The organism is Pseudonocardia nantongensis (assembly GCF_046546495.1).
Lineage (GTDB): Bacteria > Actinomycetota > Actinomycetes > Mycobacteriales > Pseudonocardiaceae > Pseudonocardia > Pseudonocardia nantongensis.
Genome location: NZ_JBKGXT010000016.1, coordinates 112,719 through 135,395, shown reverse-complemented (window position 1 = coordinate 135,395; position 22,677 = coordinate 112,719). Strand labels below are relative to the sequence as shown.

General features: G+C 71.2%; 27 protein-coding genes and 2 tRNA genes. 13 read left to right on the top strand and 16 right to left on the bottom strand.

All coding sequences use genetic code 11. The features are described from left to right. The first annotated feature begins 30 nt into the window (after nt 1-30). Nucleotides 31-939, top strand: coding sequence for a LysR family transcriptional regulator (locus ACLFMI_RS18350; protein WP_410949104.1), 909 nt, complete (start codon nt 31-33; stop codon nt 937-939). 41 nt (nt 940-980) lie between these two features. Here ACLFMI_RS18350 and ACLFMI_RS18345 read toward each other — a convergent pair whose 3' ends face one another. Continuing rightward, complete coding sequence (locus tag ACLFMI_RS18345) at nt 981-2,039, bottom strand: proline racemase family protein (protein ID WP_410949103.1); 1,059 nt, start codon at nt 2,037-2,039, stop codon at nt 981-983. 194 nt (nt 2,040-2,233) lie between these two features. After that, nucleotides 2,234-2,875, bottom strand: a complete 642-nt coding sequence (locus ACLFMI_RS18340; protein WP_410949102.1) for a TetR/AcrR family transcriptional regulator — start codon at nt 2,873-2,875, stop codon at nt 2,234-2,236. Between the two features lie 125 nt (nt 2,876-3,000). Between ACLFMI_RS18340 and ACLFMI_RS18335 the strand changes: the two genes are divergently transcribed. The 6 genes from ACLFMI_RS18335 to ACLFMI_RS18310 all read left to right on the top strand — a co-directional run bounded on the left by ACLFMI_RS18335 (nt 3,001) and on the right by ACLFMI_RS18310 (nt 9,785). Next, nucleotides 3,001-4,152 (top strand): acyl-CoA dehydrogenase family protein, encoded by a 1,152-nt coding sequence (locus ACLFMI_RS18335; protein ID WP_410949101.1) that lies wholly within the window; start codon nt 3,001-3,003, stop codon nt 4,150-4,152. A 45-nt stretch (nt 4,153-4,197) separates the two neighbouring features. Next, complete coding sequence (locus ACLFMI_RS18330; protein WP_410949100.1) at nt 4,198-4,944, top strand: SDR family NAD(P)-dependent oxidoreductase; 747 nt, start codon at nt 4,198-4,200, stop codon at nt 4,942-4,944. A 28-nt stretch (nt 4,945-4,972) separates the two neighbouring features. Beyond that, a complete protein-coding gene (locus tag ACLFMI_RS18325; protein WP_410949099.1) occupies nt 4,973-6,136 on the top strand; it encodes an acyl-CoA dehydrogenase family protein in 1,164 nt (387 codons plus the stop codon). 50 nt (nt 6,137-6,186) lie between these two features. Then, nucleotides 6,187-7,821: a class I adenylate-forming enzyme family protein gene (locus ACLFMI_RS18320; RefSeq protein WP_410949098.1), complete on the top strand. Its 1,635-nt coding sequence runs from the start codon at nt 6,187-6,189 to the stop codon at nt 7,819-7,821. 23 nt (nt 7,822-7,844) lie between these two features. Beyond that, on the top strand, nt 7,845-8,654 hold the full coding sequence (locus ACLFMI_RS18315) for an enoyl-CoA hydratase/isomerase family protein (RefSeq protein ID WP_410949097.1): 810 nt from the start codon (nt 7,845-7,847) through the stop codon (nt 8,652-8,654). A gap of 423 nt (nt 8,655-9,077) precedes the next feature. After that, nucleotides 9,078-9,785: a VOC family protein gene (locus ACLFMI_RS18310; RefSeq protein WP_410949096.1), complete on the top strand. Its 708-nt coding sequence runs from the start codon at nt 9,078-9,080 to the stop codon at nt 9,783-9,785. A gap of 27 nt (nt 9,786-9,812) precedes the next feature. Here the strand turns inward: ACLFMI_RS18310 and ACLFMI_RS18305 are convergent. Continuing rightward, a tRNA-Pro gene (locus ACLFMI_RS18305) sits at nt 9,813-9,889 on the bottom strand. Between the two features lie 630 nt (nt 9,890-10,519). Between ACLFMI_RS18305 and ACLFMI_RS18300 the strand changes: the two genes are divergently transcribed. Further along, the gene (locus tag ACLFMI_RS18300) at nt 10,520-11,218 is read left to right on the top strand and encodes a CHRD domain-containing protein (RefSeq protein ID WP_410949095.1); all 699 of its coding nucleotides are present in this window, start codon (nt 10,520-10,522) and stop codon (nt 11,216-11,218) included. After that, nucleotides 11,205-11,798 (top strand): sortase domain-containing protein, encoded by a 594-nt coding sequence (locus ACLFMI_RS18295; RefSeq protein ID WP_410949094.1) that lies wholly within the window; start codon nt 11,205-11,207, stop codon nt 11,796-11,798. Before ACLFMI_RS18300 ends, ACLFMI_RS18295 begins: the two co-directional genes overlap by 14 nt. Before the next feature lie 13 nt (nt 11,799-11,811). On the opposite strand, the gene ACLFMI_RS18290 is transcribed toward ACLFMI_RS18295, so the two are convergent. Continuing rightward, complete coding sequence (locus ACLFMI_RS18290) at nt 11,812-12,465, bottom strand: anti-sigma factor family protein (RefSeq protein WP_410949093.1); 654 nt, start codon at nt 12,463-12,465, stop codon at nt 11,812-11,814. After that, the gene (locus tag ACLFMI_RS18285) at nt 12,462-13,031 is read right to left on the bottom strand and encodes a sigma-70 family RNA polymerase sigma factor (protein ID WP_410949092.1); all 570 of its coding nucleotides are present in this window, start codon (nt 13,029-13,031) and stop codon (nt 12,462-12,464) included. The genes ACLFMI_RS18290 and ACLFMI_RS18285 overlap by 4 nt, the downstream gene beginning before the upstream one ends. Before the next feature lie 116 nt (nt 13,032-13,147). Here ACLFMI_RS18285 and ACLFMI_RS18280 point away from each other — a divergent pair. Continuing rightward, nucleotides 13,148-13,218, top strand: a tRNA-Gly gene (locus ACLFMI_RS18280). Nucleotides 13,219-13,300: 82 nt separating this feature from the next. Here the strand turns inward: ACLFMI_RS18280 and ACLFMI_RS18275 are convergent. The 11 genes from ACLFMI_RS18275 to ACLFMI_RS18225 all read right to left on the bottom strand — a co-directional run bounded on the left by ACLFMI_RS18275 (nt 13,301) and on the right by ACLFMI_RS18225 (nt 20,153). Continuing rightward, nucleotides 13,301-14,446: a tyrosine-type recombinase/integrase gene (locus ACLFMI_RS18275; protein ID WP_410949091.1), complete on the bottom strand. Its 1,146-nt coding sequence runs from the start codon at nt 14,444-14,446 to the stop codon at nt 13,301-13,303. Further along, on the bottom strand, nt 14,446-14,664 hold the full coding sequence (locus tag ACLFMI_RS18270) for a helix-turn-helix domain-containing protein (protein ID WP_410949090.1): 219 nt from the start codon (nt 14,662-14,664) through the stop codon (nt 14,446-14,448). Before ACLFMI_RS18270 ends, ACLFMI_RS18275 begins: the two co-directional genes overlap by 1 nt. Further along, complete coding sequence (locus ACLFMI_RS18265; RefSeq protein WP_410949089.1) at nt 14,661-16,019, bottom strand: replication initiator; 1,359 nt, start codon at nt 16,017-16,019, stop codon at nt 14,661-14,663. The genes ACLFMI_RS18270 and ACLFMI_RS18265 overlap by 4 nt, the downstream gene beginning before the upstream one ends. 98 nt (nt 16,020-16,117) lie before the next feature. Continuing rightward, entirely contained in the window at nt 16,118-16,762 is a 645-nt protein-coding gene (locus ACLFMI_RS18260) for a hypothetical protein (RefSeq protein ID WP_410949088.1), read from the bottom strand. After that, nucleotides 16,759-16,974 carry a hypothetical protein gene (locus ACLFMI_RS18255; RefSeq protein WP_410949087.1) on the bottom strand — a complete coding sequence of 72 codons (216 nt, stop codon included), beginning with the start codon at nt 16,972-16,974 and terminating at the stop codon, nt 16,759-16,761. Before ACLFMI_RS18255 ends, ACLFMI_RS18260 begins: the two co-directional genes overlap by 4 nt. Beyond that, a complete protein-coding gene (locus ACLFMI_RS18250; RefSeq protein ID WP_410949086.1) occupies nt 16,974-18,404 on the bottom strand; it encodes an FtsK/SpoIIIE domain-containing protein in 1,431 nt (476 codons plus the stop codon). The genes ACLFMI_RS18255 and ACLFMI_RS18250 overlap by 1 nt, the downstream gene beginning before the upstream one ends. A gap of 99 nt (nt 18,405-18,503) precedes the next feature. Beyond that, nucleotides 18,504-18,692 carry a hypothetical protein gene (locus ACLFMI_RS18245; protein ID WP_161152823.1) on the bottom strand — a complete coding sequence of 63 codons (189 nt, stop codon included), beginning with the start codon at nt 18,690-18,692 and terminating at the stop codon, nt 18,504-18,506. Next, a complete protein-coding gene (locus ACLFMI_RS18240) occupies nt 18,692-19,033 on the bottom strand; it encodes a hypothetical protein (RefSeq protein ID WP_410949085.1) in 342 nt (113 codons plus the stop codon). The genes ACLFMI_RS18245 and ACLFMI_RS18240 overlap by 1 nt, the downstream gene beginning before the upstream one ends. 3 nt (nt 19,034-19,036) lie before the next feature. Beyond that, nucleotides 19,037-19,222 (bottom strand): hypothetical protein, encoded by a 186-nt coding sequence (locus ACLFMI_RS18235; RefSeq protein ID WP_410949084.1) that lies wholly within the window; start codon nt 19,220-19,222, stop codon nt 19,037-19,039. Between the two features lie 269 nt (nt 19,223-19,491). Next, nucleotides 19,492-19,752, bottom strand: a complete 261-nt coding sequence (locus ACLFMI_RS18230) for a hypothetical protein (protein ID WP_410949083.1) — start codon at nt 19,750-19,752, stop codon at nt 19,492-19,494. Continuing rightward, a complete protein-coding gene (locus tag ACLFMI_RS18225) occupies nt 19,749-20,153 on the bottom strand; it encodes a hypothetical protein (protein ID WP_410949082.1) in 405 nt (134 codons plus the stop codon). Before ACLFMI_RS18225 ends, ACLFMI_RS18230 begins: the two co-directional genes overlap by 4 nt. Before the next feature lie 128 nt (nt 20,154-20,281). Between ACLFMI_RS18225 and ACLFMI_RS18220 the strand changes: the two genes are divergently transcribed. The 3 genes from ACLFMI_RS18220 to ACLFMI_RS18210 are packed head-to-tail and all read left to right on the top strand — an operon-like array spanning nt 20,282 to nt 22,661. Continuing rightward, on the top strand, nt 20,282-21,151 hold the full coding sequence (locus tag ACLFMI_RS18220; protein ID WP_410949081.1) for a winged helix-turn-helix domain-containing protein: 870 nt from the start codon (nt 20,282-20,284) through the stop codon (nt 21,149-21,151). Continuing rightward, nucleotides 21,148-21,837 (top strand): HAD family hydrolase, encoded by a 690-nt coding sequence (locus ACLFMI_RS18215; protein ID WP_410949080.1) that lies wholly within the window; start codon nt 21,148-21,150, stop codon nt 21,835-21,837. Before ACLFMI_RS18220 ends, ACLFMI_RS18215 begins: the two co-directional genes overlap by 4 nt. After that, a complete protein-coding gene (locus ACLFMI_RS18210; RefSeq protein WP_410949079.1) occupies nt 21,837-22,661 on the top strand; it encodes a phosphotransferase in 825 nt (274 codons plus the stop codon). The genes ACLFMI_RS18215 and ACLFMI_RS18210 overlap by 1 nt, the downstream gene beginning before the upstream one ends. Nucleotides 22,662-22,677: the final 16 nt, after the last annotated feature.

Genomic DNA, 22,677 nt, shown 5'->3' with positions numbered 1-22,677 from the left:
CGGTCGCGCAGGACGTCATAACCTGGGGGAATGACGTGGCAGCCGGACGTGGAGTCGTTGCGCCTGCTGGTGCTGGTCGGCCGGCACCGGAGCCTCGGCGCCGCGGCGCGTCTCGAGGGGGTGAGCCAGCCCGCGGCGAGCAAGCGGCTCGCCCGGCTCGAGCGCAGGCTCGGGGTCCGGCTGCTCGAACGGACCCGGCGGGGCTCGAGCCTGACCGCGGCGGGCCAGCTGGTGTCCGGCTGGGCCACGCGGGTGCTGGACGACCTCGACGTCCTGGTCGAAGGTGCGCGGGCACTGCGCCGGGAGGCCGCGGCCCACCTCGCGGTCGCCGCGAGCCTCACCGTGGCCGAGCACGTGTTGCCCGGCTGGCTCGCGCAGCTGCGCCGTGCCGACCCGGAGCTGCGCGTCGGGCTCGAGGTGACCAACTCGAGCCGGGTGTGCGAGCTGGTCGGGGAGCGGGCGGTCGATCTCGGTTTCGTCGAGTCGCCGCAGGTTCCGTCCGGCCTGCGGTCCCGCACGGTCGCCCGGGACCGTCTCGTGCTCGTGGTGGCCCCCGGGCACCCGTGGGCGCGTCGGCGCCGGGCCGTCGGGGCGGCCGAGCTCGCCCGGACACCGCTGGTCAGCCGGGAGGCCGGCTCCGGTACCCGGGCCGCCGCCGAGCGGGCGATCGCCGGGACCGGAGCCGGCCCGGTCGAGCCGCTGCTGGAGCTCGGTTCCAGCGCGGCCGTGCGGAGCACGGTGCTGACCGGCGCCGGACCGGCGCTGCTGAGCGAGCTGGTGGTGGCGGCCGACGTCGCCGCCGGGCTGCTGGTCGACGTCCCGACCGACGGGATCGACCTGACCCGCCGGCTCCGGCTCGTGTGGCCCGCCGGGTCGCCGCCGGTGGGACCGGCCGCCGACCTCGTCCGGATCGCGCTGCGCGCAACCGCGGCGGGCTGAGCATCGGCGTCCTGCGCGCGTCGCCGTCGGCGACCTGCTGCTCAGGACGTACCCGGTGCCGGCGACGGTCCACGGGGCAGGTCGTGTCCGTCGACCAGCGGGTCGTCGGAGTCGATGATGATCTGGCTGCGCGCGAGCAGGTACGGCCGTCCCGCGATCCGCGTGCGGACCCCGGTGCGGTCGCCGACGGCCGTGGTGCCGGTCAGGGTTCCGGTGAACTCCTGGCCGAACGGCGAGACGGCCCGCACCGTCGCGCCCGGGGCGATCCGGCCCTGCTCGTGCAGCCACACGAGCAGGGCGGTGGTCCCGGTACCGGTCGGCCCCCGGCAGATGACGCCACCGTCCATGTACACGGCGAGGTCGACTCTGGGTTGCTCAGGCTGGAGGTCCACGGTGCCTGCCAGCAGCCCGAGCGACAGCGGTGGCATGACGCCGTGCTCGGGATGGACGAGCTCGTGTTCTCCCGCGGCTCGCGGGAGGAACGCGTCGAAGAACCGGGCGAGCTCGGAGACCGGCGTGCGCGCCGGATCGAGACCGACCTCGGCGGCGTTCACGACGGCGTAGAACACACCGCCGTAGACGAGCCGGAACCGAACCCGCCCCCAGCCCTCGACCTCGGTCACGTGATCGCCGGGGACGGCGAACCCGGGCAGGGCGTCGTAGGCGACCGAGTCCAGGCGTCCCCGGCGGGCGGTGAGGGTGAGCCGGGTCAGCCCCGCCGGCGTCTCCAGGAGCAGGTCGTCCTCGGGGTCCGGGAGCGGTACGAGCCGGGCCTCGACCATGGCCGCCGCGGCGCACATCGCGTTCGAGCCCGAGAAGCCCGGATACCCCATCGTCCCCATGATCACCAGCCCCGCGTGCGCCTCCGGTGTGGAGGGAGGCAGGAGCAGGTCGACGCACTGCGACGGGTCCCCGTGTGGCTTCTGCGTGAGCAGCCGGCGCAGACCGTCCCCGTCGCGCTGCAACATTCGGGCACGCTCGGCCGCCGTGCCCGCGGGCAGCTCGACGCCGCCGACGACCACACGACCCACATCGCCACCGGCATGGGCGTCGATCAGGTCCAGGGTGCGGAAGCGGCCCGGCTCGTCGGCGTCGTGCACGAGGTCCCCTTTCGCTGCCGACCGTCCCGGCCGGGCGTGGTTGCGATACCCGAGGGGACCACGGTGCGGCGAGCCGGGCCAGGGCCGGAACCGGTCCCGGGGTACGGGATGCGACCGGACGGTTACGTGAGGGGCTGGGCTGCTGGATGACCCGGAGATCGCCGAGGTCGGTCACATGTTCGCCGACATGAGGTTCAGAGGTCGGCCGCGGCCGGGGCGACGAGTTTCATCAGGGTGTCGGCGAGCTGGTCGAGACACTTGTCGCGCTCCCGGGTGTCCTGGTCGGCGCACCACAGCGGTGCCTGCGCCATGGTGGCGTGCATGCACTGCAGCGTGGTTCCCACGCTCGTGACGGCGAACTCGCCGGACGCGACGCCCTCCTCGACGAGGCCGCGGAACACGCGGTCGTGGCGCCGGCGCAGTTCCTTGATCCGTGCGCGGGGGTCGTCCGGCCAGGTGCTGGGCACCAGGAAGAGGCGTAGCGCCGCGGGGTACTCGCCGACGGCGATGGCGACGTGCTCGCGGATGAGCGCGCGCAACCGTTCGCCCACCGGGCCCTCCTGGGTGGCGACCAGCCGCTCGAGACGCGCCGTCCAGGTGGCGCCGAGCGTCTCGATCGCCGCGACGGCGAGCTCGTCCTTGCTGGCGAAGTAGTAGTAGAGCGACCCCTTGGTGACGTCGAGCCGCTCGGCGACGTCCTCGAGGCTGACCGCGTCGTAACCACGCTCGCCGAACAGCTCCGCGGCGGTCGTGAGGATCTCCTGGATCCGGCGTCCCCGCTTGCGCTGGACCCGGCTGACCTGCGCGGCGCCGTCCACCGCGGGCTGGCTGCTCATCGGCGGTCACCTCCCGAGCGCAGTCTCCCTTGCGCTGACTCGGGAGTCAAAGCTTGACCCTGTCTATTGACTATTGGGTTGAACTTTGCCAATGTGGTCAATATCGACCGAGCGGAGGCGGCGACATGGACTTCGAGCTCACCGACGCGCAGTGCGAGTACCGGGACCGCGCCCGTGGAATCGCCCGGGGGCAGCTCCTGGCCGGTTACCGGGACCGGGAGCGGAACGGGCGGATCGATCCCGAGCTGCGGCGCGAGATCGGAGCGCTCGGGCTGATCGCTCCGGAGCTGCCGACCGGGCTAGGCGGCCGCGATCAGGATCGGCTGACCGCCGGTGTGGTGACCGAGGAGATCGGCCGGGGTGACATCAATGTCGCCTACCTGCAGGTGGTGGGCTCGCTGGTCGGGCAGATCCTCGCCGGTAACGCCGCCGCACCCGAGGTCGCTCAGGAGTGGGTGCCCAGGATCTGCAGTGGCGAGGAGATCGTCGGGATCGGGCTGACCGAGCCGCAGGCCGGGTCGGACGCGGGCATGCCCGCGCTGACGGCCGTGCGCGAGGGCGGCGACTGGGTGCTCGACGGGGTGAAGTCACTGTCGTTCGCCGGGGACGCTGCAGCGGTGGTGGTGTTCGCCAGGACGGGACCGTCCGCGGACCGGGGCAAGGACATCAGCGCGTTCCTGGTCCCGCTCGACGCGCCGGGGGTGACCCGGGAGCCCTACTCCGACATGGGAACCACCGCGGTGGGCCGGGGTGCGGCGCACCTCGACGGGGTCCGCGTCCCCGACAACCACCTCCTGGGCGCGCAGGGCCGCGGTTTCACCCAGGTCATGCAGGGCTTCGACTTCAGCCGCGCACTGATCGGCCTGCAATGTCTCGGTTCGGCGCAACAGACCGTCGACGAGACCTGGCGCTACGTCGGCGAGCGCGAGGCGTTCGACCGGCCGTTGAGCAAGAACCAGGGCGTCGCGTTTCCGCTGGCCGAGGCGGAGACGCTGCTCTCGGCGGCCCGGCTGCTGTGCCACCAGACCCTGTGGCTCAAGGGCGCCGGGAAGCCGCACACCGCGCAGGCCGCGATGTGCAAGTGGTGGGCGCCGAAGACCGCCTACGACGTCATCAACCAGTGCCTGCTGTTGCACGGCCAGTACGGCTACCGCACCGAGCTGCCGATCGAGCAGCGGCTGCGCGACGTGCTCGGCCTGCAGATCGGCGACGGCACCGCCCAGATCATGAAGCTCGTCATCGCCCGGCAGTACCTGGGCCGCGAGCTCGCCCCGTGAGTGACGGCGACCGAACCACACCGACTCCTGAGAGAGGAACGAACCATGGGAAAGCTGGACGACAAGGTCTCGATCGTCACCGGCGCCGGGCAGGGCATCGGCCGTGGAATCGCCGAGAAGCTGGCCGCCGAGGGCGCCACGGTGGTGGTCACCGACGTCAACGAGGCCACGGCGGAGGAGACCGCCGAGGCGATCGGCTCCGGCGCGGTGGGGATCCCCACCGACGTCACCTCGCGGGAGTCGGTCGATGCCATGGTCGGCCAGGTCCGCGAGCGGTTCGGCTGGATCGACGTGCTGATCAACAACGCCGGCTGGGACAAGGTCGGCCCGTTCGTCGAGTCCGACCCCGCCGACTGGGACCGCGCGATCCAGGTCAACCTCTACGGCGTCCTGAACACCTCCAAGGCGGTGCTGCCGATCATGGCCGAGCAGGGCCACGGCTCGGTGGTCAACCTCGCCTCCGACGCCGGCCGGGTCGGCTCCTCGGGTGAGGCCGTGTACTCCGCGGCCAAGGGCGGGGTCATCTCGTTCACCAAGACCACCGCCCGGGAGATGGCCCGCCACCAGGTCAACGCCAACTGTGTGTGCCCCGGCCCGACCGACACCGCCCTGTTCGACTCGGTCACCGAGGGCAACCCGAAGCTGCGCGAGTCGCTGATCAAGGCGATCCCGATGCGCCGCCTGGCCCAGCCGGCCGACCTCGCCAACGCTGTCGCCTTCCTGGCCTCCGACGAGGCCGCCTACATCACGGGCCAGACCCTGTCCGTCAGCGGCGGCCTGTCGATGAGCTGACCCTCCACCGGCTGACGAGGAGTCCACGATGACCGACCTGGCCTACGACTACCTCGACCTCGACGGCATGTTCTCGGCCGAGGAGCTCGAGCTGCGCGACCGCGTCCGCGGGTTCGTCCGTGACCGGATCAAGCCGAACATCGCCGACTGGTACGAGAACGCGTACTTCCCGCGCGAGCTGGCCCGAGAGATGGGCGCGTCCGGCCTGCTCGGCATGCATCTGACCGGTTACGGGTGCGCCGGCCGCAGCGCCGTGGAGTACGGCCTCGCGGCGATGGAGCTCGAGGCCGGTGACTCGGGGCTGCGCACGTTCGTCAGCGTCCAGGGATCGCTGGCGATGAGCGCGATCCACAAGTTCGGCTCCGAGGAGCACAAGCAGCGCTGGCTGCCCGACATGGCCGCCGGCGAGTCGATCGGTTGCTTCGCGCTCACCGAGCCGGACGCGGGCAGCGACCCGGCCGGCATGACCACCCGCGCGCAGCGCGACGGCGACGGGTGGGTGCTCAACGGCGCCAAGCGCTGGATCGGACTGGCCACGATCGCCGACGTCGCCGTCGTCTGGGCCAAGACCGACGAGGGCGTCCGCGGCTTCGTCGTGCCCACCGACACCCCCGGGTTCACCGCCACCGCGATCGAACCCAAGCTGGGGATGCGGGCCTCCATCCAGGCCGAGATCGCGCTGAGCGATCTCCGCCTTCCCGAGGACGCGGTGCTCCCCGAGGTGCTCGGGCTGCGCGGGCCGTTCTCCTGCCTCAACGAGGCGCGCTACGGGATCATGTGGGAAGCGATGGGCGCCGCCCGCGACGCCTACGAGGACGCCCTGGCCTACGCGCTGGAGCGCCGCCAGTTCGGGGTGCCGATCGCCGCGTTCCAGCTCACCCAGCAGAAGCTCGTCGACATGATGCTGGAGATCCAGAAGGGGGTGCTGGTCGCGCTGCGCACCGGCCGGCTCAAGGACGCCGGCACGCTCCGCCCCCAGCAGATCTCGCTGGGCAAGCTCAACAACGTACGCGAGGCCATCGCCGTCTGCCGGCAGGCCCGCACCGTGCTCGGCGGCAACGGCATCACCCTGGAGCACTCGGCGCTGCGGCACGCCAACAACCTGGAGAGCGTGCGCACCTACGAGGGCACCGACGAGGTGCACACCCTGATCATGGGTCAGGCGCTCACCGGAATCTCCGCCTTCGCCTGACCCGGCCGGGCCGGCACCGCCCCGCACCGCCCTCAACGAGGAGGCATCCGATGTTCACCTACGACCCGACTGCCTACCGGACGTTCTTCGAACGCGAGTTCACCTATCTGGCCGGCTTCCGCCGCAACACCCGCCGATTCGCGAACCGGGTCGCGATGAGCGACCCGGCGACGGGGGCGCGGTGGACCTACGCGGAGCTCGGCGCCCGGGTCGACGCCCTGGCCGCCGGGCTCGCCGCGGCCGGCGTCCGTCCGGGGGACGTGGTGGTCTACCAGCTCTACAACTGCCCGGAGTTCGCCCAGCTCTACGTGGCCACCCAGGCCTGCGGCGCGGTCGGCTCGCCGATCAACTTCCGGCTCGCCGCCGGCGAGACGGCGTACATCCTCGACGACAGCCGCCCGACGGTGTTCGTCTACGACACCGAGCTCAGCCCGCAGGTGCAGAGTGCGCTCGAGCGGGCCGAGCACCGACCGGCGGTGGTCGCGGCCGTCGGCGCCGGTGCCCCGCTACCCGGCGCGATGCCGTTCGAGGAGCTGTTCGACACCGACGCCACCGTGCCCGCCGCGTCGCGCACGGTCTACGACGAGACCACCCGCCTCTACACCTCGGGCACCACCGGGATGCCCAAGGGCGTCCCCCTCAACAGCATGGTCGAGGTGTTCAGCGCGCACGACGTGATCATGCACTTCCCGCTGGCTCCCGAGGACCGCACGCTGAACATGACACCGTGGTTCCACCGCGGCGGGCTGTACTCGGGCGGGCCCAACCCGGCGCTCTACCTGGGCGCCGAGATCGTTCCGATGCGCACGTTCGACCCCGAGCTGTGCCTGGACCAGGTCGCCGAGTGGGAGCTGACCTACCTGATCGGCGCCCCCACCAACCTGGCCATGCTGGCCAGGGCCCAGTCCGACCGGCCGCGCGACCTGTCGACGTTGCGCGGCATCGTGACCATGGGGGCGCCGCTGGAGCGGGAAGCCTGCCTGCGCTACCAGGAGCTGCTGACCCCGCGCATCTTCAACGGCTACGGCACCACCGAGTCGTTCTGGAACACCTTCCTGCGCCCCAGCGACCTGCCCGACCACGCCGGCGCCGCCGGGCGCGCCTGCACCGACGACGACGTGCGCGTGGTCCGCATCCACGACGACCGGCGGGCCACGCCCGACGAGCGTGTCGCCCAGGACGGCACCGAGGTCGGCGAGGTGATCGTGCAGACCCCCAAGGCCGGGTACGCCTACGCGAACTCCCCGGATCAGGAGTCCGAGAAGTTCCACGACGGCTGGATCTACATCGGCGATCTCGCCACCTGGGATGCCGATGAGTACGTCACGATCGTCGGGCGCAAGGACGACATGCTCATCTCGGGTGGGGAGAACGTGCACCCGGTGCAGGTCGAGGAGGCCCTCAACGAGCACCCGGGCATCTCCGACTCGCTGGTCGTCGGCGTTCCCGACGAGCGCTGGGGGCAGCGTGTGGTCGCCTACATCATCCGCGAGGACGCGGCACTGACCGCCGCCGACTGCGAGGCGCACTGCCGGGCCCACACGATGCTGGCCACTTACAAGCGCCCGCGCGGCTACCGCTTCGTCGACCGGCTCCCGCTCACCGCCACCGGCAAGAAGATCCACTACCAGGCCCGCGACCAGGCCATCGACGACGACGCCCAGGGCCGGTTCGAAACCCCCTGACCCGACAGGAAGGACCATCTGCCATGAACTTCGCCGACTACCACCAGCTCGCGTTCGAGCGCCTCGACAACGGCGTCCTCCAGATCACCATCAACCGCCCGGACAAGTACAACGCCACCGACGAGCAGCTGCACGGCGAGCTCGCCCGCGTCTGGAAGGACGTCTCCACCGACCCGCGGACCCGGGTCGCGGTGATCACCGGCGCGGGCAAGGCCTTCTCCGCCGGTGGCGACCTGGAGATGGTCGAGCGGATGGCCGGTGACCACGAGCGTGTCTCGCACATGCTCACCGAGATGAGCGACCTCGTCTACAACATCATCAACTGCGAGAAGCCGATCGTGTCCGCGATCAACGGTGTCGCCGTCGGCGCCGGAGTCGTCGTCGCGCTGCTGGCCGACATCGCCATCTGCGCCGAGGACGCCAAGCTCGGCGACGGTCACGTCAAACTCGGCGTCTCCGCCGGGGACCACGCCGCGATCATCTGGCCGCTGCTGGCCGGGATGGCCAAGGCCCGCTATTACCTGCTCACCGGCGAGATGGTCACCGGCGCCGAGGCCGAGCGCCTCGGGATGGTGGCCAAGGCGCTGCCCCGCGACCAGGTCCTCACCGAGTCGCTGCGGGTCGCGCAGACCCTGGCCAACGGCTCCCAGCAGGCCATCCGGTTGACCAAGCGCTCGCTGAACAGCTGGCTGCGCACCGCCGGCCCGACCTTCGACGCCTCCGCTGCCTACGAGATGCTCTGCTTCATGGGCCCCGACGTCGTCGAGGGCGCCGCCGCGCTGCGCGAGAAGCGCGCGCCCGAGTTCCCCTCGGCCACCGGCTCGCCGGCCTGACCGACCGGGTGATCCCGGGGTAGCGGTCCGGGGGCTGGCTGCCGACGTTCGTCGAGTGCCTGGCCGCTACCTCACTCCTCATCCCTCACGGCGGGACTCGAAGGGGCCATCAATGCCAGATGCGGTGGTCTGCGAACCCTCCAGGGCCTGGCCGGCCCCTCGCTCCCAGGGACGGCGTTGGGCTACCGGGAGGGCCTGCGCGCGACGGACCCGCGCCACCCGGACGCTGACGGTCACTCCGCCCACCGGAGGTGCTACCGCCGCGAGTGGCCTCCGGGGAGATACCCCTCCCCGGAGGTCGCCCGGGGTGTGGGGCGCGGCGAGCGCCTCACGAGCTATCGGCGTGATCGACGTCGATGCCAGGTCGATCGAGGAGTCCGATTCCTCCAAGCCACCGTGCGACACCGGTCCTAGCCTGCAGTTATGACGACGATGAGCATTCATGGCACGGTCGGTTACGCGGCCCTGTGGGTCGCCGATCTGGAACGCGCGGCGACGTTCTTCGCGACGGCGCTCGGCTGGTCCTACAGCGACGAGGCGCCGCAGCACCGGATGGTCGCGGGGGCGTCGCCGCCGCAGAGCATCGTCTCCCTGGCGGCGCTGCCCGCGGGCGTGTGGGACGACTGGCCGCGGCACAACACGATGTTCCTGAGCCAGGGCGTGGACGATGCCGACGCCGCCGTCGAGCGCATCCGGTCGGCGGGTGGGCGGGCCGAGGACCCTGTCGACACCGACCACGGGCGGTCCGCGAACTGCACGGACGACCAGGGACTGCCGTTCGCCATTCACGAGGGCGATTCGCGCGGACACGGCCGGCTCACCTACCTGACCTTCGAGGTCGCCGACTCCGCCCGCGCCCGTGCCTTCTTCGGCGCCGCGTTCGGCTGGACGTTCAGCCCCGGAAGCCACGAGGACGGCTGGCAGGTCGACGAGATGTACCCGATGGCAGGCCTGCACGGTGGGCATCGACAGCCGACCGTGGTGCCGATGTACGCGGTGGACGACATCGAGGCCACTGTGAACGGGGTGCGTGCGGCCGGCGGCACCGCCACCGATCCGGAACGCCAGCCCTACGGGCTCCTGTCGAGCTGCGCCGACGATCAGGGCACCCGCTTCTACCTGGGTGTGTAGCGCCGACCTGTTTCCGCAGGTCGGATGTGGTCGGGGTGGCGGGATTTGAACCCACGGCCCCTCGCTCCCAAAGCGAGTGCGCTACCAAGCTGCGCCACACCCCGTGACGCGGAGTCTAGACCGGTCTCATCGCCGCCGGACGAAGGCCTGTTCTCCGACGGGAGGTGCCGTGGATCCGGTGTGTGGCGTCCGGTCGGCCCGGCGGTGGGGCGCCGGACATCGAGTGGCCGTGCGGTGCAGTCCGCGTGGGACCACCGGGGTTCGGCCGGCGGATCGGCACGGCCGAACCGCGTGTCCGGTGCTGCCCGGGTCCGCGAGGGTTCGGGCAGCACGTGGACGCTGCGGGATCAGAACGCCAGTACGACGAACGCCGTCGGGATCAGGCCGCTGAGGCACGCCACGAAACCGAGAGCGAGAGCCGCGACATTGCTCGGGCGAAGGCGGGAGGTCGCAGTCGGCTGGGACGTGCGGGACAGGGCAGTCATCGCTTCCTTCTCTTCAAGTCGTGTGTGGATCGTTGCTTGCACCCATTGCATCGCGTCGATCTCGCGATCCGTTCCCGTCCCCGGACGTGGCCTACCTCTCCCGGTGCGCGATCTCCGTCACCGTTCCACGGGCAGTCCCGTCCGACGGCGATCCGCAGCCTCACCGGATCGGGCGGACCGGTGAACGCGGTCACCGCGAGCGTCGTAGAGAAGGGCATCAAGGACAAAAACCCCGGAAAGGACTCCGCGATGCGCCGTTCCCTGCCCCGTCTCGCCGCCGTCACCGCGGCGGGCGCCCTCGCGTTCGCCGCCACCGCCGGTACGGCGTTCGCCCAGGACGGTTCGGTTCCCGAGCCCGACTCGTTCACCAGCATGTACACCGCGTCGGCGACCCCCGACATGATCATCAACGGTGAAGGTCAGTCGGCCCCCGGCCAGGAGGGTGCGACCGGCGAGTTCAACTACCGGCTCAACAGCGACGAAGAGATCGTCTGTTACGACCTCACGCTGCGCGGGGTCACCGGCGAGTACCAGAGTCCCGCGAAGACCGCGACGCACATCCACGAGGCGGCCGCGGGCGAGTCGGGTCCCCCGCGCCTGGCGTTCCCGAACCCGGAGGGTGACGGTGACGTCCGCACCTCGTCGGGATGCCTTCAGGGCCCGTTCACGACCGGGCTCGAGGGTGACGACGGCCAGGACACGGCGACCGGCTTCTCGCTCAAGCAGATCGAGGCCGACCCGTCGGCGTTCTTCGGTGACACCCACACCGCCGACTTCGTGCCCGGTGCGGTCCGCGGCCAGCTGATGGAGGTCCCGATGGGCGGCGTCGAGACCGGCGCCGGCGGCTCGTCCAACGACACCACGGCCTACGCGATCGGTGCCGCCGGGCTGGCGGCCGCGGCCGGGGCCGGCGTCGTGCTGGTCCGCCGGAGCCGTGCCCAGAGCTGAGCAGCACGCACGTGACGGGCGCCCGGGAGCATTGCTGCTCCCGGGCGTCGTCGCGTTGCTGCTGGTCCTGACGGGATGCGGGACGCCGAGCGCGCCGGAGCCCCCGGCCGGTGCGGTCGTGCAGGCGCCGGTCGCCGCCGACGCCGACGGGATGGCGCCGACGTCCGTGCGAATCCCCGCGATCGATGTCGACGAGCCCGAGCTGCTCCGGCTCGGCATCGACGGCGACGGCGCCGCCGAGGTCCCGCAGGACTACGACCGTGTCGGCTGGTTCGACCACGACGGGCCCGGCCCGACCGTGCTGCTCGGGCACGTCGACTCCCGCTCCGGTCCGGCGGTGTTCTACCGGCTGCGGGACCTGGCGGCCGGGGACGTGATCGAGGTGGGTCGCGGGGACGGCACCGTCGGTCGCTACACGGTGGAACGCACGCAGCAGGTTCCCAAGGACGAGTTCCCGACGTTCGAGGTGTTCGGCGCGGCGTCCGGCGACGTGCTCCGGCTGGTCACCTGCGCGGGCGAGTTCGACCGTGGCGAGCGCAGCTACCACGACAACCTGGTCGTGCACGCCCGCGCGGTGTGACGGGCCACCGCGATCAGAGCTCGCCGCGCAGCACCACCGAGCCGCGGTCGTCGAGCACCTGGAACCCGGCTGCCTCGGCGCGCAACACCGACGAGTTCAGGTTGCAGGTCATCGGGTCCGCTCCGGTGCCGACGAACTCGCCCGCACTGACCGCCCGCCCGTCGTCGGACTCGACGACGACGCGGTAGGTGGATCCCTCGGCGAAGCCGTCCGCGGCCAGCACGATCTCGACGCCCCAGGTGTGTGGGATCGCCATGGCATCGGCCTGCACCGCGGGATCCATCGCCTGCACCGCGACGGGCTCGCGGGGAATGCCGTCGTAGTCGCCGGCCAGGTACCCGGCGGCCCCGCCGACGAGGATCGCGACCGTCGCCGCGGCGGCCACCGGAATCCACCGCGGACGCCGGCGGGCGTCGCGCCCCTCGGCCCGGGCCGCGGCGACGATCCGATCACCCAGGTCCGGTGGCGGCATCGGCGTGTGGTCGAGCCGATCGGGATCGACCCGGCGCAGAGCCGGCAACACCGACGAGATCTCCTCGAGCTCGGCTCGGCACTCCGGGCAGCCGTCCAGGTGGGCCTGCAGGGTGGCCGCCTCGCGGGCTGTCAGCCTGTCGAGCGCGTGGTCGCCGAGCGACTCGCGCAGGGTCCGGTGCTCGTCCGGCGTCACGGTTCCACCCCCATCTCGTCCATCGCCAGCCTCAACGCCTTGAGCCCGTAGAAGACCCGACTCCGAATCGTCCCGAGCGGTACCCCTGCTTCCGCCGCGATCTCCGCGTGCGGGCGGCCGCGAAGGTAGGCCTCGACGATCGCCTGCCGATGCTCGGGCCGGAGCCGTCTCAACGCCTCCTCCACCAGCCAGGTGTCGACCAGGACGTCGTCGGCCGGGTCGACCGAGTCCCGGCCCGACTCGGGCTCGTCGGTGAGCTCGCGGCGCCAGGGGCGCACGTTCAGCCGCCGGATCTCGTCGACGACGACGTTGCGCGCGATCGCGAACAGCCACACCCGCAGGCTCGCGATCGAGGGGTCGTAGGCGTCGGCGCGGCGCCATGCCCGCAGGAAGACCTCCTGCACCACCTCCTGGGCCCCGCCGTCGTCGCCGAGCTGGCGACGCGCGTAGCGGTAGATCTCCGCCCCGTGCGCGGAGTACGCCGCCCGCAACCCGGCTTCGCTGTCCATGCCGGGGCCGGCGGCGTCCGGCTGTGCCGCCCGCACGGTCCGTCTGCGCACCGCCATCGGCGTTCGTCACCTCCCGGTTCGTCCGGAAGGTGTGTTCGTAGGGCGGGCCGGAAGTGTTCACGGTGGTGCGGTCGGCTACGCTGGTGATGTCCGATCGGGTTCCGGTCGGGCATGCGGGCGTAGCTCAATGGTAGAGCCCCAGTCTTCCAAACTGGCTACGCGGGTTCGATTCCCGTCGCCCGCTCAAGTGGTTCTACCAGCGAAAACGGCGCCCATTCCCGATCTTGGGAGGGGCGCCGTTGTCGTTCCGTGCAACTAACGTGCAATTAGCCGTCGTTGTCCCCGGCGTTGTCGTCGTCGCGCTGGACCAGGTCGTTGAGCCGCTGAGCGATGGCCCGATCCCGCTCGGTCGTCGCGTGCTGGTAGATCAGCGCGGCGCGCATGGAGCCGTGGCCCATCCGGTGCATCAGCTCGCGGGTGCTGGCCCCGGCTGTGGCGGCGAGGTGGTTGCCGGTGTGGCGCAGGTCGTGGAAATGGAAGCCGCTGGGCAGGCCTGCGGCCACGACGGTGCGAGTCCAGGCGGTGGCGCGGTGGAAGTTCCCCCGGCGTAGCGGGCCGTCCCGGTCGCCGGTGAACACCAGGCCCTCGGAGCCGGACTCGGCGAACTCCGCGATGTGCTGGCGTAGCTCGCCGACGAGGACATCGGGCAGGGCGACGGTGCGGGCGCCGGCGATCGACTTGGTGGGGCCGGCCTCGATCTCTCCGTTCTTGTGCTCGGCCAGTCGCCGGTAGACGTGGACGGCGGCGCCGTCGAGGTCGATGTCGCAGCGCCGCAGGCCGACCAGCTCCCCCCACCGCAGGCCGGTGAACGCCGCCGCGAGCACGAGCACTCGGAACCGCCGCGGTACGAGCCCGGCGAGCTTGTTGACCTGCGCGACGGTCGCTGTCGGGCGCTCGGGGGTCCGGTGTTGCCCGGCGCCCTTGATCCGGCACGGGTTGCGCTTGATGAGCCCGTCGTCGACCGCGGTGTTCAGGATCGCGCGCAGGAGCCGGTAGGCCTTGGTCGTCCGGTCCTCGGAACGGCCCCCGCGGAGCAGGTTCGCGCGCCACGAGCGGACCCGATCGGTGCTGATCTGGCCGAGCGGGTAGTCGCCGAGGAACGGCGCGATGTGCCGCTCCCAGAGGCTCGCGTACTCGTCCCGGGTCCGGCGGCTGATCTTGTGCTCGGCGATCCACTGCTCGGCGAACTCGCGCAGCGGGACCTTGCCTAGGCCCGGGTCGGTCCAGTCGTCGCGGAGCAACTCGGTCTCGACGGTCGAGAGCCACTGCTCGGCCTCGCGCTTGCGGGCGAACGTGTCCGGCGCGGACCGTCGTCGTCCGTCGGGGCCGAGGTAGGACGCCTGGTACCGCCCGGATGGCAGCTTCCTGATCAGTCCGAACCGGCGGTGTCCGGGTCGGTTACCGCGTGCCATTACCCCACCTTCCGGAGCTGGCGGCGGACGTCGGCGGCGGTCACCGGCTCGACTCGTCCGGCCTCGATGAACGCCTCCAGATCGGCGACCCGGAGTCGGACGTGGCGGCCGACGTGATGGAAGGCGACCCGGCGCTCGGCGATCAGTCGGCGGACGAAGCGCACCGACGTGTTGAGGTAGTCCGCCGCCTCCGGCACGGTCAGGTATCGCGTTGTCATGACGTCCTCCGTGCGTCGGTGTTGCCGTTGCGGCGTTGTTCGCGTCGTCGTTCGGCGATGCCGAGGGCGATCTCGCGTTCGGCGTCGTTGCGGTGCCCGATCTGGACGACCTGCCAGTCGTTGACCACCAGCACCGACCCGGCATCGACCGGGGTGTCGAGGGCGGCGAGGGTCTCGCCGAGCCGGTGGCTGCGGCGTTCGCCGCGGATGGCGCCGAAGGTGGTGGAGTAGTGGCGGGACTTGGTGAGGAAGTGGCCGCGGAACCCGAGCATGTGCGCCCACCGGCGCAGGTTCAGCTCCTCGTACTGGTCCAGGCCGCCGAGCTCCCACGCGGTTTCGATCAGGCGGCGGTGGTGGTCGGTGATGTCGAGGTGGCGGAGGTGGGTGATGTCGCGGATCGGCCGGTCGGTTGCCTCGCTCTTGCCGGTGCCTTTGGTGGCGTACTTGGCCACGTAGGCGGCGAGTGCTGAGTCGGTGATCTCGCCGTGGTCGTCCTCGAGCGCGGCGGCCGCGGTGGAGGTGATCGGTCGGATGTCGACCTGCCGCCCCCAGGCCAGCGGCAGCGGCGTCCCGTCCGGCCGGTCCACGACGAGCGACACCGAGCGGGCCGCGTCCCGGACTGCAACGTTGAGGCCCTCGGCGGTGATCCAGGCAGGAGGCGGGGTGGTGGGTCCGTCGGGGCCGTCGAGGCGGACGACGGCGTGGAAGTGCACGAGCCCGCGGCGTTGGTATTCGGCGACTTTGGCGTAGGAGAGGCGGGCGTGATCTGTGAAGTCGCGGACCTTGATGCCGAGCATTCCGGCGAGGATGCGGCGCAGGCGGATGGCGAAGCGGTTCCAGAGTTTCCCGGCGTGGGCCTGCCAGAGCACCGCCCCGGTGTAGTCGTGGGAATCCGGGTCGAGGGCGGTGCCGACGCGGGGGTCGTCGCGGTGGTGCTTGTCCCCGCACCCGCAGGGGGCGACGAGCCCGCGGGCGGTGACCCGGCGGGTGTGCACCGGCCCGAACGACGGGGCGGTGAGGGTGACGAACAGCCGCGGATGCGCTGCGGCCGAGTCGGGGACGCCTTTGCCGCCGGCCATTCCTGCGCGGAGGAGGTGGTAGGCGTCGGAGGCGTAGCGGTCCGAGCAGGCCGGGCACACCGACGCCCGCCGGTTCCCGCACGGGGCGAGGATGTCGCCCTCCCGCTCGGCCAGCACGGCGCCCGTGGCGCGGTCGTGGATCCGCGAGGACCCGGACAGGTGGATGGGGGCGGCGCAGCCGCCGAGGGCGGTGACCTCGCGGCGCCATTCCTGGAATCCGTCGGAGCGGAGCAGGTGTGACAGGTCGTGGTCGTGCTGGGTGGTGGCAGCCGTCATGGCGGCATCCCTCCCGGGACGGTTTATGGCTGTGGGTGGGCGCCGGTCCTGGCCGGGGCTGGTCTCACGCGGCGGGGCCGGGGCGGAAGGTGGCGGGTTCAGCGTCGGTAGGTGCGGTGTTCGTGCTCGATCTCGACCGGGCCCGGTGTGAAGCCGTGGTAGCGGGCCAGGAGACGCGCAGCGGCCCGGTAGGAGCTGGCGTGGCCGACGAGTGCGCCGTGGTCGTTCTCGACCCGATAGCGGGTGCCGTCGCGCAGCACGGTGCCGCCAGCCCCGGTGCCGCCGAGGGTGACCAGCGCCTTGCCGGGCTGGACGACGTCGACACCGATCACGCCGGTGGAGCGCTGCGGCGCCTTCATCGGCTCCGGGGCCGGGATGGGGTGGAGGTGGTCCCAGCGCGACACCGTGTCCCGCGTCGCCTTGGGCACCAGTACGGACCGGGCCGGTCCCTCCGAGCTGTTGTGGTGGACGTGGTGGGTGCCGCCGAGCCGGAAGTGCCCGGAGTCCAGGAGTTGGACCACGGTGTCCCCGTCGTGGCGGGACACGGCGTCAGCGCAGCCGGGTCGGGCGGGGTCGGCCCGCAGGACGTGCCCGGTCCGTTCGATGATCAGGAACCCCGGTTCCTGCGCGGCGGCGACGATGCGGGCGACCTCGCGCGGGTCTTGCGTTGCGGCCGGGCCGTGGTCGCTGGTCTCGACCGTGACGGGCTCGCCGAACAGCGCTCCCTGAACTGTGCTGGTCATGCGGACCACCACCAGGTGGCGCGGGCCTCCCAGGACCATTCGCGGGCGAGTTGGCGGATCACGTAGTACTCGGCGACCAGGGCGCCGCTGGTGACGACCCAGAACCAGCCCGAGGCGGTGCCGAGGTAGAGCCAGGTGCCGACGACGATCAGCGTCAGGAGCAGGGTGGACTTGATCCAGGTGCGCAGTACCCAGACGGTGGTCGTGCCCATCACGCCGCGCCCCGCTCCGTGTCGAGGTCGATCACGTCGGCATCGGCCGGCGGGGTGCACCGCTGGACGAGTTCGGCGATGTCGTCGTCGGTGGTGAATGCGGCGCGGAACCGGATGGGCAGCCGCGACCCGCGGTCGATGACGAAGCCGATACCGGCGTGCCGGGTGTCGCCGGGAATCTCGTCCGCGAGTGCTCCCCGTTCCCGGGCGCCTTCGCCGAGGACCATGTCGACGTGGCTCGCGGCGGTGACGCCGAGGCAGATCCGTTGAGTGAACAGTTCGCGGACGTCGAGGACGTCTTTGGAGGGCTCCTGGAGGTAGCCGTGGACGGCGAACAGCGACGCGCGGCCCTGGGTCATCACTTCGGCCAGCAGGCGTAGGGCGTCGCGGACGCTGGTGCGGTCGCCGTAGGCGGTGAGCATGGCCATCTCGTCGATGACCAGCAGCTCCACCGGGGTTCCGGTTGAGGGGGTGGCGGCGCGGATGTTCTGCTCGCGCATGTCGTCCTGCCGGTCCCGCATGCTGTCGCGGAACTCGGTCAGCAGCTCCAGCGCCTGGGCCATGGTGGTGGCGTAGCGGTGGAACAGGGGCGCGCCCTGCTCGGTCTCCACCCCACCCTTGAGGTCGACCATCCAGACCCGGACGATGCCGTCGCGCAGGCAGGGCCCGACCCCGCGCAGCGTGGACCAGAGGATCGAGCCCTTGCCCGCTCCGGAGGCGCCGGCGACGAGGCGGTGTCCGCCGATGACGGGGGCGGTGAAGGGTTCGCCGCGTTCGTTGTCCCCGATCTCGACCGCGCCGAGGTCGACGTCGTCGGTCTGTTCGGGGATGTCGGGGGCGGGGATGGTGCGGGTGAACGGCAGCTCCCACTCGATCACCACGGCGACCACGCCGGGGCGGTGGCGGGTGATCGCGACCCGGTGCGCGATCAACGCCTCGTAGAGCACGGAGGCGCGTTCTTGCCAGTAGGCGACGTCCTGCCCGCGGACCATGCGGACGTAGACGGTGTCGATCGACGCCGACGACGACCGCACCCGCAGCACGCGCGGGACGAGCTGGGCGCCGGTGTGGCGGTGCTCGCGGCTCAGCCCGGTGTCAGACATGAGCTGCGCCCAGCGGCGGCCGCGGTAGACCGTCCAGCGCCGCCACGTAGCCCGCAGCAGCGGGGCGGCGAATCGGTCGAAGCTCGCCGGGTGGGCCCGGCCCCACACCAGCGCGCCGACGACCAGGCCGCCGAGGACGGCCGTCGTGACGAGCGGGCCGAGGATCAGGGCCAGGCCGAGCACCACGAGGGGGACGGCGACGAACCCGGGATGCCGGGCGACCCAGGCGAGGGCCTGGAACTCCCGTCCCGGGGGCCGGGTGGCGCGCCCGGCATGCGATCGAGCCGGGCCGTTCATGCGGGTTGCGGTGCTACTACGCTTGGTCATTGCTACCAGTCCTCACGATGAGATGTCGGGTAGCAGGGGCGCCCGCCGTGTGTTTCCGCCAAGAATCAGTTCGGCGGGCGACCCCACCACCACGGGTGGTCACTTCTGTTCGCGCAATGCGCCCCGCGCCGAGTCCAGATGGACGGTCAGGTGGGCGACGTCGCGGGCGAGGTTGTCGTGGGTGTTCTTGAACCCACCGGTCCGATACGGGATCCCGTGCAGCGAGCGCCGCAGTTCGCGCATCGCCGCGTCCAACTCCTCCACGGTGCGGTCGACGGCTTTCGACATCACTTCCTCCACTCCCGGGAGACCAGTTCGGCCTCCCACTTCTTCGCCGACGACGCCATCACCTTCAGCGAGGCGTGGGCCTTCTTCGCCGACGCGGAGATCTCGTCCGGGGAGGCGACCGACCAGTGCTGTGCGTCGGCGCCGGCCTTCGCCGACACGCCCTTGCCGCCACGCTTGCCCTGGCCGGTGTCGGTGGACTTGGCGGCGACCTTCTCCGCCTCCGCGAGGGCGTCGCCGACCAGCTGCAGGGCCCGCCAGAACTCGCCGTACTTGCGCAGTGCGCGCCGGTTGACCTTCGGCAGGGTCGTGACCCGGTCCCGCGGCCCGAGGTTGAGCGCCACCGCCTACACGCCCTTGCGGATCGCGAGCTGGGCCAGGCGCAGGCCCTCGGCGACTCCGGCCCGCCACGCCTGCTCGGTCGGCACCACCGGGTAGTCGTTGCGCGACCAACGACGCCGCTCGATCTCCAACCGGCGCACCAACCGCCCGACCCCCGTCGTCCGGGGCCGAGTGCTCGTGGTCGTGTTCATCGCTGTGCCTCCGTCTCCGCCAGCGACGCCGTGCCGCTGGTCTCGCCGTCTCCGAAGCAGCCCGGGCAGGCCCCGGAACCGCCACACGCCGCGCACTCGATTCCGTTGGTCGAGTCGCCGTAGCCGTCGCAGACGTCGCAGGCGCGGCTACTGCTGCAGTCGCCACACACCACTGGCGATCACCCCTGATTCGGGACACAGGTGTCCCCGTCTCGGAATTGCATGGAAGTGCCGGAAACAGGTCCGGCCGGAAGAACGGGGCCGCGGTGTCAGGCGGCCGGACCGCTGATCGCGCGGGCCCCGTTGTCGTGCTGTCTGCTTGTCAGGTCGTGCTCGGCCTGCCCCAGCACCGTGCACAGGCGGGCGATGTCGGGGCGGTCGAGGAACATCGTCACCGATCCGCCGGAGCCGGTCGCGTCGATCGTGACCCGGTCCTCGTCCGGGTAGGTGCGGGTCACGAACTCGGTGCTCTCGTAGACGTGGAGCCCGACCGAGACCGTGGACGAGGGCAGGAAGTCCGGGCGGCTCACGACTCGCCCTCCCCGTTGTCCTTGCCACGCCGCATCGGCACCGGCGCCGGGCCGGAGTGCTTGATCCCCATCGCCTTGAACGCGATCCCCGACACCGTGCGCCCGTCCGGGGACTCGATCGAGTACGGGTTGATCTTCGCGTCGATCAGCTGCACCCGGGTGTCCTCCGGAAACCCCTCCCCAGGGTCCGCGGTCAGGGTCACCTTGATCTCCTCACCCTTCGGGGCCCGCTGCCCCGCCTGCACCTGCAACTTCGCGAACAGCGACACCACGAACTGCGCCACCCCGTCCCGGTCGGTCACCGGCACATCGGCACCGTTGGCGTCCTGCCGTGTCTTGGGTGCGGGCGGCTCCACCACCGTGAGCTTGAAGCCGTCGAGCACCACCGGAAGATCCCTCATTGCTCTCTCCTTCAATCACTTGGCCAGCTTGGCTAGCCAGATCAGAATGATGGAGATGACTAGCCATGTCAAGGCCATTCGGCGAAGATGGCTAGCCGGGCTAGTCAGCCACCGGATACGGTGGAGACATGAGCACGCCCGCCGACTTCCTCGCGCACCTGGACCAGGACGATCCGCGCACTCCGTCGCAGCAGATCGCCAACCAGATCCGTGCCGCGATCAAGCTCGGGAAGCTCAAGGCGGGGGAGAAACTGCCGTCGCAGCCGGACCTGGCCGAGCGCTACGGGGTGGCCCGCGAGACCGTGAAGGCGGCGCTGCGCCCCCTCTATGCGGAACGGCTGCTGATCAGCCGGCAGGGGAGCGGAGTCTTCGTCCGGGCTCAGACCGAGCTACCGGTCGGGCTGCGCCCGCATATCGAGGCTGCGTTCGAGGACCCGCATGTGCGGATCGACTTCGCCGGGTTCTCCGGCGAGACCCTGGCGAACACCTTGTCCGAGGTCCTGGACAAGGTCCGCGCCGGGCGACTCACTCCGGAGTCGATCGCGATCCGGGTCATGCTGTCCGACCCTGGGGCGCCGCTCGCGCTGCCGTGCCGGGCCGACACCGCCGCCGACGACCCCGCGGTACGAAGGCGCGCGGACCGGATCACCCGCCGCGCCGTCGACAGCATCATTGACGGCGTCGGCGAACTCGCCGACCTCGGACTCGTGAAGACCGCGACCGCCGAGGTACGGGCGCACAGCGCCTCGCCGCTGTTCAAGCTCTATCTGATCAACGACGAGGAAGCCTTCTTCGGCTTCTACCCCGTCCTGGAGCACACCGTCACCATCGACAAGGCCCCCGTGTCGATCTTCGACCCGATGGGCAAGGACGCCACCCTGTTCCACTTCTCCACCGGCGACGACACCGAGACCAGCAACGGCCCCCAGTACGTCGCGCAGGCACGGACCTGGTTCGACTCCGTGTGGACCACCATCAGCCGCGAGTACCCGCAGTGAGCCTCCCGGCCGGAACCCGAGCCCAGCTCGCCGACCTGCTCCGCGGTGCCCGCGTGATCCTGCTCGACTTCGACGGCCCCGTCGCGCACCTGTTCGCCGGCCCCTCCGCACCCGATGTCGCTGACGCCGTCCGCCGGTTCGCCACGGTGCGTGGCGTCGATCTCTCCGACATCCACACCGACGATCCGCTCGTGCTTCTGCGCGCCGCCTACCGGCACTCCTCGGAATCCGGCCGGGATGTCGAGGCCCACGTGATCGAGCACGAGACCCGCGCCGCCGCCGTCGCCGCACCCACATCCGGGGCTCACGAGCTCATCCGCGCTGCCACGTCGACCGGCCGGACGGTGCTGATCGTCAGCAACAACTCCGAACGGGCAATCCGGACCTACCTCGCCCGTCACGACCTCACCGACCATGTCGCGCACATCATCGGCCGGCCCTTCGGCCACCCCGAGCAGATGAAGCCCGACCCCCACCTCCTGAACGCCGCACTCGACATCACCCGAGCAGCACCGACCCAGGCCGTGTTCGTCGGGGACTCGATCACCGACGCCATCGCCGGAAGCGCCGCCGGGGTCCCCTGCATCGGCTACGCCAAGAAGCCCGACCGCGCCGAGGGACTCGCCGACGCGGACGCCCTGGTCGTCGTCGACGACATGCACACGCTCGCCACTGCACTGCGCTGATGCCCTCGCTCAACCAGGCCGTCGCCGACGCCGCACGCTCCCGATGGCCCGACCGCGGGACCGCATGGGTCGCGGCCCTACCCGCCGAGCTGGTCGAGATATGCCAAGCCCTCGCAGTGACACCGACCGGACGGACCTTCGCCGCACGCTTCGCCCACGTCGTCGAGGCAACCACCCGGAACGGTGCGCACCTCATTCTGCGGTCGAGTCCTGACCCGGATGCCACTCACCAGGCCGCGGTGCTGGAGCACCTGGCCCGCATCGACCTCGCCCCCGCCGTGCACCTCGTCCGCGATACTTCCACCAGCACCTGGACCGCGATGGACGTCGTATCCCCCGGAACCGCTCTCACACACGGGAACGTCAGCACAGACGAGCTGTCGAGCGTGACGCCCATGCTGCGCATCCTGGGCACTGAAACTGCCGGCCCACCGTCAGCACCGAGCATCGTCCCGTGGCTCCGGACGCGGCTCACAGATCCGCCGACCGACGACCAGCCCCCCCACCGAAGCGCCGAGCCCGAGAAGGTTCGGCACACGGCAGTCGCGGTCCTCGCCCAACTTGCCACGACCGCACCAACAGCCCTTTGCCACGGTGATCTTTCGCCGCCCAATGTCCTGCGTAGCCAGTCACGTCTCTGGTTCATCGACCCCCGTGGGATGAACGGCGACGCCACCTACGACATCGCGGTCTTCGCACTGAAGGCCAGTGCTGACGATTGCGGCGCTGCCCGACAACTGGCCGGACGGCTCGCGAACGCCAGCGGCAACGATGCCGATCGCGCCGCCGCATGGATCACTGTCGTCGATGCCGCGACCGTTTAGCACAGCTCCTCGCGCT